Below are 13,533 nucleotides of genomic sequence, written 5' to 3'. Positions count from 1 at the left end.
AACTCCATTCAGTCCCTGCGCGGGCGTCAACGGAGTTTTGAAGGGCATTCCCGGGTTTTCGTGCACGAGCTGCCGCTGCAGCGCCTCGACGCGATGTGTCAGGGGGTAATCACTTGTCGCGTGTACCGGCGCGGGGGCGCTGAGTACCTTAATCGCATGAACGATCGTCACACCCGCATGATGACGCACCCAGCCAGTATGCGATAGGTCTACCTACCCTTCCGCGCCAGTCGATCCTCGCGCTAGGCCGTGTTGATCAAGAGGTTTCGTTCCTCGGTGGGCAAGTCTTGAACGGTGACGCGACAGGAGATCTCTGACGAGGTGTGGGCCGTGATGGAGCCGTTGATGCCGACGGCGACCGGGAGGTCGCGGCCGTGGACAGATCACCGACTCACTGTTGAGGGGATGGCGTGGAAGTACCGGACCGGGGCGCCGTGGCGGGACGTGCCGGATCGGTTCGGGAAGTGGAACTCGATCTACAAGCGGTTCAACCGGTGGGCCGAGGACGGCACCTGGGAGCGACTGCTCGCCGAGGTGCAGAAGCAGGCTGACGCTGCCGGGAAGATCGACTGGGTCGTCTCGATCGACTCCACGATCGCGCGTGTGCATCAGCACGGCGCGACCCTCGCCCGGGACACAGGGGCTCTGCCGAATCACAAGAATCCGTGGTTCGAGCCGCCTGATCACGGGATCGGCCGCTCCCGGGGCGGGCTCACGACCAAGCTGCACCTGGTCTGCGACGGTCGCGGCCGGCCGCTGGGGATGATGATCACCGGCGGGAACATCAACGACACCACGATGATGACCGCCGTGCTCGAGGACATCCGCGTGCCCCGCGACGGGAAGGGCCGGCCCCGCACCCGCCCCGACCGGGTACTCGCCGATAAGGGCTACCCATCGAAGGCGAACCGGGCATGGCTGCGCGACCGCGGTATCGCCGCGACCATCCCGGAGCGTGACGATCAGATCGCGCACCGCCGCAAGAAGCCGGGCCGGCCGATCGACTTCGGCGACCAGCAGCAGGAGCGATACAAGGGCCGCAACGTCGTCGAACGCTGCTTCAACAGGCTCAAGCAGTGGCGTGGCATCGCGATGCGCTCCGACAAGCTCGTCCGCACCTACCGCGCCGCCGTCAGCCTCGCCGCCACGCTGATCTGGATCAAATCAGACTTGATCAACACGGCCTAGGCTCACCGTCACGTCGAAGGTGACTGTTGGGGGCACGTATGGAGTTCGATGAGCGCATCGCCGCGCTTGCCACGAAGGTGAAGAACCAAGCCGGATCCATCGGGACCGAGGAGGCCACGAAGAACGCGTTCGTGATGCCCTTCATCTCGACGATCCTCGGATACGACGTGTTCGACCCGCTCGAGGTCGTTCCGGAGTTCGTCGCCGATGTCGGCACGAAGCGCGGCGAGAAGGTGGACTACGCCATCATGCGCAACGGTGAGGTGCAGATCCTCATCGAGTGCAAAGTCTCTAAAGGCGACCTGCGCATCGAGCACGCATCGCAGCTCTTCCGCTACTTCGCCACGACGAACGCCCGCATCGCTGCCCTCACCAACGGGGTGGTGTGGCAGTTCTACACCGACCTCGACGCCCCGAACCGGATGGACGAGAAGCCCTTCCTCGTCCTCGATCTCAGTGACGTCGACGACACGCTCATCCCTGAGATCAAGAAACTCAGCAAAGACAGCTTCGATCTCGACTCGATCATCAGCGCCGCAGAGGAGCTCAAGTACGTCGGCGCGCTCAAGCGCGAAATTGCGGCCCAGTTCCGCGATCCGTCGGACGAGTGGGTCAAGTTCTTCACGCAGCGCGTTTATGAAGGCATGTTCACTGCGAAGGTGCGCGAGCAGTTCACGGGGATCGTGATGAAGGCATCCGCGCAGTTCCTGAACGAGCGAATCAATGACCGACTCAAGCTGGCACTCGGCGCCGGCCGCACGAGCGACTTCGTGCCGGATGCGGATCCCGCTGCCATCGCGAGTGAGCCCGTTGCGCGAGAGGACATCTCGCGCGATACCGAGATCGAGACAACGCTCGAAGAGCTTGAGGGCTATCAAATCGTCAAGGCAATCGCGTGCGGCGAGGTCAAGCCGCAGCGGATCACCCATCGCGATGCCAAGAGCTACTTCGCAGTCCTGCTCGACGACAACAACCGGAAGCCCCTCGCTCGGCTCCACTTCAACGGTCGACAGAAGTACCTCGGTCTTCTCGATGAGAACAAGGATGAGACACGGCATCCGATCGAGTCACTCGACGAGATCTACGAGCACGCGGGCGAGATCCGCGAAGCAGTGACGCGATACGCATAGCGAGGCAAGATGACGGACCAACCGCCCGCACCTGCTGGCTGGTACCCCCTTCCAGACGGTAGCCAGGGGTACTGGGACGGTCAGCAGTGGACGACCCCTCCAACACATCCCGCGCCCGCGCTCTCGGCATCCGGCACGAATCCCGGCGGGGGCAAGCCCATCGGCTTCGCGCTGACCGCTCTGATCACCGGGATCGTCGCCTTTCTCACTGGGCTTGCCCCGTGGGTCGGCCTCGTCTTCGGCGCCGCTGCGATCGCCTTCGGAATCGTGGCGACCGTACGCAAGCAGAGCAAAGGCATGGCCATCACGGGCCTTGTGCTCGGCGCACTCGCTTTCCTCTCGAGCGCCGTGGCAACTGTTAGCTTCACCGCATTCTTGGCCAACCCACCGATCGTCGTGGCAGATGACGATCAGTCGCCGACCTCAGACTCGGCGACGCCGTCTCCAACCTCGTCATCAGAGTCGGAGGTATCGACCGCGCCACCGCAGGATGAGGGCGCAGAACTCGGCAGCGTCGCGAACCCTTACCCCCAGCCGTACACAGCAATGGGACTGTTTGGAGGGAGAAGTACGCCCTCACAGCCCGGATCGTGGACGCCAACGCCAACAGTCTCGTAAGCGACTGGAGCGCCTACAACACGGAGGCCCCCAGCGGATACAAGTGGGTGGTCGTCGAACTCACGATGACAGGGCTCGACCCCGACGGCATAGAGCCCGCCCTTGCCTAGTTCGACCTCTTTCTGGCCACCGACGAGGGCAACCGCTATTCGAGCGAGTACATCATTCTGGGTGACGGGATGGCTTCAATGAGCGACGCGCCGACTGTATACCCCGGCTCATCGTTCACCGGCTACACCGCCTACCGGGTGCCGGAGACGGCACAGACGTTCTACATCTACGACAACGGCAACTACGTCGCGTTCTAGGCCGATGGAATGTGCAGCGCAAGACTCCGCCGCGGACGCGTCGAAGCCCAGCCGATAGCGTGTGATGCGACGTACGCCGTAACGATGGAGGTCCGAGCGTGACGATCCCGAAGTGGCACGAGTTTATGGGGCCCGCCCTCCGAGTCATGTCTGATGGCGCCACACGGGATCGACGCGAGATCACCGAAGCTGCTGCGTCCGAAGTCGGCTTGTCGCCCGAGGAGAAATCGATTGTTCTCACAACGGGACAGCCGATGTACGCGAATCGAGTCGGATGGGCGATCTCTCACCTGGCACGATCCGGTGCATTGACCCGACCGGAACGTGGGCGGTATCTCATCACGGATGCTGGCCGCGTGCTCCTTGCTGAACGGCCAGGCGTCTCAAGGGCTGATGTAGAGGCCGTCACTGGGTACCGCCGTACTCGCGTTGTCGCTGCGACGACAGTTGAACTGTCGAACGTCGACGACGATGACGCTCTTGACCCAGCCGAACTCATTGACAAGGGGATTAAACAGATCCACGCGGACGTCGCGAGCGAGCTGCTGACGCGCCTTCACGCAAAGTCACCCTCGTTCTTTGAACAGACGGTTGTCGATCTGCTTGTAGCGATGGGGTATGGGGGCGCGGACGGCCAAGCACGCGTGACACCGATGACGAATGATGGCGGAATCGACGGGGTGATCGATCAGGACACGCTCGGGCTCAACCGCGTCTACGTGCAGGCGAAGCGATACTCGCTCGACACGCCCGTGCAGCGGCCGGAGATCCAGGGGTTCGTCGGCGCGCTAAGCCTCGATCCACCGATGGACGGGGCGTTGAGCGAGCGTCGTGACGTAGAAATGCCCCTCTGATCAGGAAGAATAGAGCTTGCTTAGGGTTCTGTTCGTCTGGTCGGAGAGGCATCTCGTAGATGCAATTCAAGCACGCCCCCGCCGCAGTGTCTGCGGTGTTCGATGATCCGAATCTCGTGTCGGCCGCGGGGCTGGTGCCGATGCTCCGCCTGGCGCGTTCCGCGGGGTTGGACGAGCTCGCGCGTGAGCGGTTGAGCGTCCCGACGGATAAGGGCGCCAACGCGGGTGCGAAGGTGATGGCACTGGTCGCGGGCATGCTCGCCGGGGCGGACTCGATCGACGACATGAACCTGCTCCGCCATGGCGGAATGGGCCGGTTGTTCGACCGGACGTATGCGCCGTCGACGCTCGGGTCGTTCCTGCGGGAGTTCCGGTTCGGACACGTCCGCCAGCTCGACGCCGTCGCCTCCCGGGTGTTCGCGAATCTCGCTGTCGACGCGCCGCTGCTCCGAGCAGGCGATGGCGAGCGGGTGATGGTGGATCTGGACGACACCATCATCGAGGTCCACGGATACCAGAAGCAGGGCGCCGGTTTCGGGTACTCCGGCGTCCGGGGGCTGAACGCCCTCCTCGCCACGGCATCGACCACCTCGTCGGCGCCGGTGATCCTGGCCCAGCGGTTGCGGCAGGGGAAGACCGGGTCCCCGAAGGGGGCCGCGCGGATCGTCGGCGATGCTCTCGCCACCCTGCGCCGCACCCGCGCCGCGACCGGGGCCAGGCCGTTGCTGCGGGCGGACTCCGCGTTCTACGGACACGCGACCGTCGGCACCGCGATCAAGGCGGGCGCCGACGTGTCGGTGACCGTGAGGATGGACCCGGCGGTGAAGGCCGCGATCGCGACCATCCCGGATGATGCGTGGGAGATGATCGAGTACACCGACGCGATCCGTGACGAGACCACCGGGCAGCTGATCTCCAAAGCCGAGGTCGCCGAGGTCCCGTTCACCGCGTTCCGCTCGAGGAAGAAGGCGGAACAGGTCGCCGGACGGTTGGTGGTGCGGCGCATCCCCGATCTGAACCCGAGACAGGTGGAGCAGCCGACCCTGTTCGACGTCTACCGGCATCACGCGTTCTTCACCACCACAGCGAAGGAGGTGATGGACACGGTGGCCGCGGACAAGACCCACCGCGGTCACGCGATCATCGAGCAGGTCCACGCCGACCTCAAAGCGGGGCCGCTCGCGCACCTGCCCTCCGGGGTGTTCACCGCGAACAGCGCCTGGCTCGTCATCGCCGTGATCGCATTCAACCTCACCCGCGCTGCCGGTCTCGTCGCCGACCGAGCGGGACGGCTCGCGAGAGCAACGACCGCGACGATCCGCCGCACCCTGATCCACGTCCCCGCACGGCTGGCGCGCTCCGCGCGCCGAATCACGCTGCACCTGCCCGAGGCCTGGCCATGGCAGACCGCGTTCGACCGGCTCTTCACAGCCACGCACGCGCCACCGCCAACGGTGACCACCTGACCATCGCCGCAACGCGGCACGACCGAGGACCAAGTGGACGACCGGGATGCGACGCCCGGAACTCAACCCTGCCCTCGACGCGTCACCGCGCCCCGATCATGCCGCCCCGGCACACCCACGGCTCATCGGTGGATCGAGGCTAAGCGGTAAGGCCTCCAGCGGGGTCTTTATCACCACCGGAAGATTCAGCTCGGGTGCGCGCGAGTTCGCGGGATCGATACCGACGCGCATCATCCTGATCGATGGCGAGCGATTGGCGACACTGATGATTCGCTTCGGCGTCGGCGTGCAGGTGCGGCAGACCGTCAACATCGTTGAGATCGACGAGGACTTCTTCGAGTGAGCCAACAAACGGACTAGCCGACAGGCGAAAGCCCGAAACGCCGCATCCAGTCGACGTGGTATCTCGGCGAAGCGTGCCGGGAGCCGACTTCCTCCCCCGCCTGCACGATCCCCGGGTATGCGGTCAGCAGGCCGTCCCAGCCGGGGCGCTCGGGAAGCGGGTTGCGAAGGGATAGCTCGTCGAGGAGAGCATCAGCCTTCTGCGTGTTGCAGAGCGCGTGCATCGCGGTGAGGTTGGTGACGTCATCTGCGCCGCCCTTCGCGAACGCGAGCGTGTGGTCAGCTTCAAGCACGAGCAGCCAGTAGGCAGGATGGATGCGGCCACGACCATAGTGGCGGTCGTATGGGAACTCCTCGGGGAACACATCGCTGATCGCCACGAGGACGCACCGCGGCACGCCACGACCGCCGCATCGCGAGCATCGGAACCGATCGCGGATCAGGGCTTCAGCGCGCGAACGAGCCGAGACCCGACGCGCATCCGCCGTTCTGGTCCCGGCGGTCACGGTGCGGGTTGTCGGCACCCGGACGGCCCATTGCTCGCCGGCTATCGGGGCCAGCGATGCTCGCGCGTCTTCGACATCCTTCTTGGCGAGAAGGTGTGCAACGTCTTCGAGGATGTCGGCGTAGAGGTCGACAGCATCGTCGCTGACAGAGTCGATCAGGGTCACGGGCACACCATAGCGAGATACAGGGGCTGGGTTGGGTTGTCGCGCGTCAGAATGTTTGGCAGGGGTAGTTAGTTGCTGATGCAACGCCCCAGCTGAGAGGTCTGAAGCATGAGTCGTCCCCCGACGATCCCGGTAGAGAAGAAGCTCCGCATCGTGTTGTCCGTGTTGCAAGGCGAGATCACGATCGCCGAAGCCGCCCGCCGCGAGAAGGTGTCCGAGCAAGCGATCGGGAACTGGAAGCGCCAGTTCCTCGAGGGCGGCAAGGCCGGCATCGAGGCGGGCAAGTCCAAACCCTCGACCCGGGAGCAGCAGCTCGAGGATGAGGTCGCGGAGTTGACGCAGGCCCTCGGTGAGGCGGCGGTCGAGATCCGGGTGTGGAAGAAGAGCGCGGAGGGCCGGCTGGGCCCTTCGAGGACCTCGAGGTGATCCGTTTGGAGGCGGGCATGCCGACGTCGAGGTTCTGCAAGCTGACGGGCGTGCCCGAGCGTTCGTATCGCCGCTGGCAGGCCAAAGCGAGAGCGGATCGCCCGCCGAAGGGTCCGTGGCCGCAGCCCGCGCGGGACGCGGCCAGGCCGCTCGCGACCAAGCACGCGCTGGCGCATCCGGCGTGGGGTCATCGGAAGATCTGGGCGATGACCCGCCACGACGGGCACCGGGTGTCGCAGGCGACCGTGCTGCGCCTGCTGCGCGATGACGGGCTGATCCTGCCGTCGGAGTATCAGAAGCAGCGCCGTGAGCTCGCGAGAGACCGTAAGGCGGCGTTCGCGAGGAACCCGACGGGCCCGAACCAGGTGTGGCAGCTGGACTTCAGCGAGTTCGAGACCACCCAGGGTGGGACGTGGCGGATCGCGGGGTGCCGGGATTGGTTCTCCAAGGTCGAGCACCCCTTCCATACCTCGCCCACGGCGAACCAGCATGACGCGATCGCCGCCGTCGAGCTCGCCCTGACCGACTACGAGCGCATGTTCGGGCACCCCCTCGTTGATCAGTGTCAGGTCGACCCGGAGACCGGCGAGCTGCTGCCGGTCGTGACCCTCGTGACTGACAATGGTGGCCCGTTCCGGTCGATGAACTTCGAGTTGTTCATCTTGCGTCACCCCGAGCTGCGGCACGTCCGCACTCGGGTGAAATCGCCCGGGCAGAACGGGTCACGCGAACGCGGGTTCGGGACGCTGAAGTACGAGCGGCTGTTCCTCGACGAGATCCCCGACGCGATGACGCTCGTCGAACGCGCTGAGGACTACCGGATCGAATACAACGAGATCCGTCCTCACGAGGCGATCGCCTGGAACCGGCCGATGGACGTGCACCTGGGCCTTGCCGACCCCACCATCCCCAACTTCGAAAGAGAAGAAATCCTGCCAAATACTTGACGCGGGACAGGGTCTATGACCACTCCGGTAGCCCGTTGCGCCAGGAGTGCTCGAGCGGAAGCCCGACCCTATCGAGTGCCGCGAGGTCTCGGAACTTTGGCGGCAACAGCACGGGTGAGGAATCCTGATCCACCATCAGCAGGTCCCACCGGTCCTCGTACCGTTCGAAGACGTCGATGTAGACACGCGCCAGGCTCACCGGCGCGTTGCGCGTGCCCGTCGGCACACTCGGATCCGTCAGCCACGCCATGTGTTGGATCCACGCGGCTGCGGCGATGTGGCTCCGCGGGACGACGAATGTCCGCGGGGTGAGTGACACATCGTTCGGCACGGCGACAAGCACGAAGTACTCGGTCTGACCGCGACTCGGCGACTGCGCCTTCGCGCCTAGCAGCCAGTTGATGTGCGACCAGTCCCTGCCCGTCGCCGTCTTGACCTGGATCTCGACCATGCGCCGCTCGGGATCGTGGGTCGCGACCGCGAGAATATCGGTGCGTTCGAGTCCGTCACGCGTGAGCGCCGGCGCCCACCCGCGGCGGGCAAGGGCGGATGCGACGAGGTGCTCGCCGACCGTCTTGGTCTGCTTGTTGTCAGCCATCGCCAGATCGTAGCGATGTGGCGAGGTCTTGCACCCCGCCGCGGCATCCGGATGCCGCGCTGTCGGCATCCGTTGTCACCGGCGCCCCTCGTGTCTACCCGACCGCGCCGCGCGGGCAGCGAGCTCGTCGCGCACCTCATCGGGGACGTTGCGAATCGTGATGTTCACCGGCATGGCAGCAGGGTAGGCACGGATGCCTGCATTCTGCATGCACTCCCCCTGCCGCGTTCTTGTTGTCAGCCATCCCCAGTTCATCCCACCCGCGATCTTGCTACTTCGGTAGCATCGAAGAATGGTGCACGTGAAAGTCAGCCTCAGCCTCAGCACCGATGACCTCGCGTTCCTCGACGCCCAGACTCGAACTGGCGTCTACTCCAGTCGGTCCGCTGCGGTGCAAGACGCCGTGCGGGCGCTGCGCGAAGAACGACTCGCGGATGCCTACGCCGATGCCTTCGCCGAACCTGGGGACGACGCGTGGGATGCGGCATCCGGCGACGGACTTGCGCGGCCGTGACAGACCCTGTGCGCGCGTTGCGACGCGGTCACGTCGTGCTGGTCGATCTCGATCCAGCCGTCGGATCCGAAGCCGCGCGAACTCGCCCGGCCATCGTTGTGAGCAACGCGACGGCAAACCTCAGCGCCGCGCGCACCGGCCACGGGGTGATCACGGTCGTGCCAGTGACCTCGAATATCTCGACCGTGCATCCGTTTCAGGTGCTTCTCTCGCCGGAACAGTCGGGACTCCCCCAGCCCAGCAAAGCCCAGGCAGAACAGGTGCGCGCAGTGTCGATTTCGCGCGTGAGCCGCGTCACCGGACGCATCACGGCTGAATCGCTCGGCGCTCTCGATGACGCCCTGCGGCTTCACCTGTCGTTGTGACGGACTCGCTATCGGTCGTAGACCTCGCGGCGGTGGCCGGCGCGAACGACCGTGACCACCAGCTCACTGTCGAACACGTCATAGATCACCCGGTAGTCGCCGACACGAATCCGCCAGGCGGTTTCTTCCCCGGCGAGCTTCTTCGCCCCGCGGGGCCGGGGATCGCCAGTCAGATTCGCAACTGCATCAAGGATCCGATCGCGTGCCGGCCGCGGGAGCTTCTTGATCTGACGTGCTGCCGCCGTGGTCAGTTCTACGCGGTAGCTCACGACGCGAGGTCGGCACGCAACTCATCGAGGGTCACGCGGGTGCCGTCATCCTCGGCCTTGGCCTGCCGGTAGGCCGCAACATCCTGGGCCATCTCGAACGCTTCGAGAGCCTCCAGATCGGCCACGCTCACGACCACAGCCGCGAGCTTGCCGTTGCGGGTTACACCAATGCGCTCGCCCGCGTACATTGCGCGTCCGAGCACGTCAGAAAGCTGACTGCGCAGCTCACGCGTCGAGATTTCAGTCGTGACGGATTCCATGCGGACATTGTAGCACTTAGCGCCACCGTGTACACAGTTTCACTCTGTGGATGTCATCACTCAGCCGACCCAGAGGGTCGAGAGCACGAGGCCGGCAGGTGCCAGGGGCAGCACGGCTCCGAGGAGCGCGTCGGTGCGGCATCCGTCTGTTCGCTCGGGATCGCGGCGGGCACGCCATCCGGTCACGACCCACACGGATGCCGAGGCCACCAGCGCCAGCAACGTCACGACGCGAACGGATGCCGCGATCTCGACGCCCGCGATGAGGGTCGTGATCTGCGCGAACGCGATGACACCCCACGGCACGATGGCGACCGCGGATCCGAGGGCGAAGGCGGGACCGCCGAAGCGGCCGGTCGCGGCGCGGTGGTCGTGGACGATGAGGAAGAGCGCGCCGGCCGCGCCCAGCGCGTAGATCGGGACGAGACTCGTGACCTCGGTGATGCCGTTGAGCTGCGCGACGAGAAAGGTGCCGACACCGGCCAGCTGCGAGTACTCGATCCAGCGCCAGGTGTGGCGATCCGCTGCGGCATCCGTGGCGTGACGCCTGCGGACGGCGGGGACGAGCAGAAGCAGGCGCATGGCGGCGACGAACAGCAGGAGTGTCGCGATCGCTGCGCCCATCCGGATGCCGGGCAACACGACGGGCGTCGGAGTGACGACGATGAGCATCCCGCTGTCGTTCTCGGTTGGTGCGATTCCCGGCGGGGTGAGGGTCAGCGTGATGAGGGGCGCGAAGCCGGGCTGCAGGCTCGAGGCGACGAGGGCGACCGCGGCGAGGATGACGGCAGCAGCCGCGACGGCGAGATCAGCGCGCGGCACGGGTGGGGGGTCGGTGGGCGGGGTGTCGGTGGGCGACTGGGCGCGCGGGGTGTGCCGGGTGTCGAGGGGCGGCTGGGCGCGCGGGTTGTGGTGTGTCGCTATGCCACTCCTCCTCGGGCCGGTTGCCACCAATGTGGGTCCCGTGACGAGCTTAGGTCGGGTGTCCGGATGACGTCGCTTCCTCCCCAGGCTGGTGGGGAAATGACCTGTCCACAGGGTGTTTTCGGTTCGCTTCGGGGGCCGGGTGAATGTCGGAGGTCGGTGAGAGAGTGAGCGTATGAACATCCTCACGGCGATGCGCGAGCGGCTTGACCGCCTCGCGGTTTTCGCTGAGCTGGATGTCGAGCCGTCGGGCCTTCCGCAAGGCGCTGCCGCGCTCAGTGACGCGTCGGTGCTGGAGGTGCTGCGGGAGGTCACGGGCATCGCAAACGATGCCGAGCGGTTGCAGTCCGTGGTCGCGGGTGTCGCCGCCCAGCGATCGAAGCGTGAGAACGGGCATTCCGGGCTCGCCGCAACCCAGGGGCACGCGTCGCCGGTCGCTCTGGTGCAGTCGATCACGGGCGGCACGCGGGCGGACGCGCTGCGGCAGGTTCGGGTCGGGCAGTCGCTGCTGGATGGTGCGGCGTCGGATGCGGGTGGTGACTGCGGAAACGGCACGGATGCGGGGGCCGATGCCACCGGCGCTGACGGCCTCGAGACTGAGGCTGGGGCCACCCGGCGCACGCCCTGGCACGCGCCGCTGCAGTCAGCACTGTGGGCGGGTCGGTTGACCACCGCCCAGCACGATGCGATCCGCGGTGGTCTGGGTGAGCCCGAGGCTGACGGTGTCGACCCGGCGTCGGCAGCTCTCGCGTGGTCGGTTGCCGCTGAGACTCTCGTCGATGAGGCGGTGGCGGGGGCATCCGTTGAGGAGCTGCGCGCCCGGGCCCGGCAGTTGCGGGACATTCTCGACCCCGTCGGCGCCGAGAACCGGTTCCAGGCGCGGTACGAGAAGCGGTCGTTGCGGACGTGGATCGACCAACACGGACAACACCACGGCCACATCGTCTTCGACGACGAGATGGCGCTGTGGTTGCGGTCGACCTTCGCCGCAGCGCTCCGCCCCCGGCGCGGCGGACCCCGGTTCATCTCGGATGCCGACCGCGCCGCAGCGAAGGAACTCTCCGACGACCCCCGCAGCAACGAACAGCTCGAATACGACCTGTTCGTCGACCTCATCCGCGCCGGCGCACTCGCGAACGCCACCGATGTGTTCGGGGCACGCCAGCCCGGGGTGCGGATCGTCATGGTCGGCGATGCTGACGGGCCACGGGATCCGATCGGCCGACTCATCAAGACCGGCCACGCCGAAGACGGCGGGGACGCGCTCCCCGGGTCTGTGGTCGACCGGAACATCTGCATGAACGGAACCGTGACCATCACCACCGACTCCGGCGGCAACCCCCTCGACGTCGGACACGAACAGCGCCTGTTCACCCCGAAACAGCGGATCGCTTTGGCCGTTCGCGACGGCGGATGCATCGCCGAAGGATGCCCCATGCCTGCGTCGTACTGCGAAGCTCACCACATCGACCATGTCGCCACCGAGAGCGGCCGAACCGACATTGACCGCGGCGTGCTGCTCTGCCGTTTTCACCACATGCAACTCCATAACAACGGATGGAAGATCGTTCGCGACGGCCATAGGGCGTTCGTTCTGGTTCCACCCCTGGGACATTTGGGGGCGCGCGGCGAACCTGCGGTTCCGCGCGTGTTGCGAACGAAGGCGCCGTGGGCCTGGGCGTGGGATCCACCGCCGCCACCCGACCGACCGCCCTGGCGTGAGAACGCCCCACCGGCCCAACAGCGTCAGCTGGCGGGATGATCAGTCACGACCCCGGAAGGATGAGTCCGCTCGACCGGCAACTCTCAGCGCACGCGCACGGGAGCCGCGAACTGTGTGACGAACCCAGGGTGGTCCATCGGCATCGCCAGCACCGAATCGGGTCGGCGCTCCGCGAGATCCTCGAACCCGCGGTCGGCGAGAAGACCATCACGGATGCCGAGCAACTCCGCTCGCCGCAACGGCCAGGGTTCGTGGGTGTTGGCGGCCCAGATCGTCTGACCGAGATGGCTCTCGTGAAAGCCCCAGCGAGCGGTGAGGAATCGCGAGAGTTCGTCATCCACCACCTCGTCGCTAACCCGCACGCGCAGCCGCGTTCCCGGGCCGCGCGCGGCACCGTCGGGCCGGCGGCGCCGGGAGCGATACTCGACGGTCGCGGCGTCCTCGGCATCCAGGCGGTGGCCAATACTGGCCCACCGGTAGGGCAGCCCGAACAGCGCGTTGGCGGTGAGCACGGGGATGAGGTGCTCGGCCTCGAGGGTCAGAAACACCACCCCGCGGCGACCCTCATCGTCGACGCCGTAGGTGCGGACGTTGATCTCGTTGAAGGTCCCGAGAAACGGAACCGGCGGGGCGGGCAAGAACTGCAACCGCGAGAGGACGAACGGAACGAGCGCCACCCAGCCCGAGCCGTCGAACACGTCGGGGCGCACCCCGGGCGGCAGGAGCGGCGCGAGCCGGGCGGCATCCACCCGCCAGTGCAGAAAGACGGCCCGCGACCAGCGTTGGGCGATGATCGCTCGACCCGGCAACGGCCGAGGGTGGCTCGACGAGACCATGACCCTATTCTCCCGCTGCGGAGACGGCGGAAGAGGCGATTAGCGGAGCGCCGTGCTCAGGTCATGCCCCGGCGAGCAACGACATCATTCGGAA

Annotated in this window: 18 protein-coding genes and 1 pseudogene; 12 read left to right on the top strand and 7 right to left on the bottom strand. The window is 66.2% G+C overall.

Annotated elements, in window-relative coordinates:
• Nucleotides 1-294 precede the first annotated feature (294 nt).
• From IT882_RS06875 to IT882_RS06850, 7 genes and pseudogenes are all read left to right on the top strand, one after another.
• Entirely contained in the window at nt 295-1,188 is an 894-nt protein-coding gene (locus IT882_RS06875; protein WP_195693712.1) for an IS5 family transposase, read from the top strand.
• A gap of 38 nt (nt 1,189-1,226) precedes the next feature.
• Nucleotides 1,227-2,318 (top strand): type I restriction endonuclease, encoded by a 1,092-nt coding sequence (locus IT882_RS06870; RefSeq protein ID WP_195694173.1) that lies wholly within the window; start codon nt 1,227-1,229, stop codon nt 2,316-2,318.
• A 9-nt stretch (nt 2,319-2,327) separates the two neighbouring features.
• Entirely contained in the window at nt 2,328-2,936 is a 609-nt protein-coding gene (locus tag IT882_RS06865) for a DUF2510 domain-containing protein (protein ID WP_195693711.1), read from the top strand.
• Nucleotides 2,937-3,369: 433 nt separating this feature from the next.
• Nucleotides 3,370-3,600, top strand: a pseudogene (locus tag IT882_RS17330) (winged helix-turn-helix domain-containing protein); the annotation flags it as partial.
• A complete protein-coding gene (locus IT882_RS06860; protein WP_229382360.1) occupies nt 3,601-4,098 on the top strand; it encodes a restriction endonuclease in 498 nt (165 codons plus the stop codon).
• Between the two features lie 59 nt (nt 4,099-4,157).
• Nucleotides 4,158-5,564 (top strand): IS1380 family transposase, encoded by a 1,407-nt coding sequence (locus tag IT882_RS06855; protein WP_135950160.1) that lies wholly within the window; start codon nt 4,158-4,160, stop codon nt 5,562-5,564.
• A gap of 46 nt (nt 5,565-5,610) precedes the next feature.
• Entirely contained in the window at nt 5,611-5,907 is a 297-nt protein-coding gene (locus IT882_RS06850; RefSeq protein WP_195693709.1) for a restriction endonuclease, read from the top strand.
• Between the two features lie 13 nt (nt 5,908-5,920).
• Here IT882_RS06850 and IT882_RS06845 read toward each other — a convergent pair whose 3' ends face one another.
• A complete protein-coding gene (locus IT882_RS06845; protein WP_195693708.1) occupies nt 5,921-6,577 on the bottom strand; it encodes an HNH endonuclease in 657 nt (218 codons plus the stop codon).
• A gap of 108 nt (nt 6,578-6,685) precedes the next feature.
• Here IT882_RS06845 and IT882_RS06840 point away from each other — a divergent pair, with 108 nt between their 5' ends.
• Nucleotides 6,686-7,003 (top strand): helix-turn-helix domain-containing protein, encoded by a 318-nt coding sequence (locus tag IT882_RS06840; RefSeq protein WP_195692783.1) that lies wholly within the window; start codon nt 6,686-6,688, stop codon nt 7,001-7,003.
• Between the two features lie 50 nt (nt 7,004-7,053).
• Nucleotides 7,054-7,950: an integrase core domain-containing protein gene (locus IT882_RS06835; RefSeq protein ID WP_229382213.1), complete on the top strand. Its 897-nt coding sequence runs from the start codon at nt 7,054-7,056 to the stop codon at nt 7,948-7,950.
• A gap of 13 nt (nt 7,951-7,963) precedes the next feature.
• Here IT882_RS06835 and IT882_RS06830 read toward each other — a convergent pair whose 3' ends face one another.
• Entirely contained in the window at nt 7,964-8,548 is a 585-nt protein-coding gene (locus IT882_RS06830; RefSeq protein WP_195693707.1) for a hypothetical protein, read from the bottom strand.
• 75 nt (nt 8,549-8,623) lie between these two features.
• The gene (locus IT882_RS17325; protein ID WP_418887776.1) at nt 8,624-8,722 is read right to left on the bottom strand and encodes a FitA-like ribbon-helix-helix domain-containing protein; all 99 of its coding nucleotides are present in this window, start codon (nt 8,720-8,722) and stop codon (nt 8,624-8,626) included.
• Nucleotides 8,723-8,840: 118 nt separating this feature from the next.
• Between IT882_RS17325 and IT882_RS06825 the strand changes: the two genes are divergently transcribed.
• Together IT882_RS06825 and IT882_RS06820 are read left to right on the top strand one after the other, a co-directional pair.
• Entirely contained in the window at nt 8,841-9,062 is a 222-nt protein-coding gene (locus IT882_RS06825) for a ribbon-helix-helix domain-containing protein (protein ID WP_229382359.1), read from the top strand.
• A complete protein-coding gene (locus IT882_RS06820) occupies nt 9,059-9,427 on the top strand; it encodes a type II toxin-antitoxin system PemK/MazF family toxin (RefSeq protein WP_229382358.1) in 369 nt (122 codons plus the stop codon). The genes IT882_RS06825 and IT882_RS06820 overlap by 4 nt, the downstream gene beginning before the upstream one ends.
• An 8-nt stretch (nt 9,428-9,435) precedes the next feature.
• Here IT882_RS06820 and IT882_RS06815 read toward each other — a convergent pair whose 3' ends face one another.
• From IT882_RS06815 to IT882_RS06805, 3 genes are read right to left on the bottom strand one after another with little or no spacing between them, the layout of a single operon-like run.
• Nucleotides 9,436-9,696: a type II toxin-antitoxin system RelE family toxin gene (locus IT882_RS06815; RefSeq protein WP_195693706.1), complete on the bottom strand. Its 261-nt coding sequence runs from the start codon at nt 9,694-9,696 to the stop codon at nt 9,436-9,438.
• Nucleotides 9,693-9,956 carry a type II toxin-antitoxin system Phd/YefM family antitoxin gene (locus IT882_RS06810; RefSeq protein WP_195693705.1) on the bottom strand — a complete coding sequence of 88 codons (264 nt, stop codon included), beginning with the start codon at nt 9,954-9,956 and terminating at the stop codon, nt 9,693-9,695. The genes IT882_RS06815 and IT882_RS06810 overlap by 4 nt, the downstream gene beginning before the upstream one ends.
• A gap of 60 nt (nt 9,957-10,016) precedes the next feature.
• A complete protein-coding gene (locus IT882_RS06805; RefSeq protein ID WP_195693704.1) occupies nt 10,017-10,778 on the bottom strand; it encodes a hypothetical protein in 762 nt (253 codons plus the stop codon).
• A gap of 277 nt (nt 10,779-11,055) precedes the next feature.
• Here IT882_RS06805 and IT882_RS06800 point away from each other — a divergent pair, with 277 nt between their 5' ends.
• Entirely contained in the window at nt 11,056-12,642 is a 1,587-nt protein-coding gene (locus IT882_RS06800; RefSeq protein ID WP_195693703.1) for a DUF222 domain-containing protein, read from the top strand.
• A gap of 44 nt (nt 12,643-12,686) precedes the next feature.
• Here the strand turns inward: IT882_RS06800 and IT882_RS06795 are convergent, their stop codons facing one another.
• A complete protein-coding gene (locus IT882_RS06795) occupies nt 12,687-13,439 on the bottom strand; it encodes a YqjF family protein (RefSeq protein WP_195693702.1) in 753 nt (250 codons plus the stop codon).
• Nucleotides 13,440-13,533 lie beyond the last annotated feature (94 nt).

Origin of the sequence: Microbacterium schleiferi (assembly GCF_015565955.1) — a bacterium.
GTDB lineage: Bacteria > Actinomycetota > Actinomycetes > Actinomycetales > Microbacteriaceae > Microbacterium > Microbacterium schleiferi_A.
The sequence above is the reverse complement of the archived record's forward strand: the minus strand, read 5'-3'. Positions and strand labels throughout refer to the sequence as shown.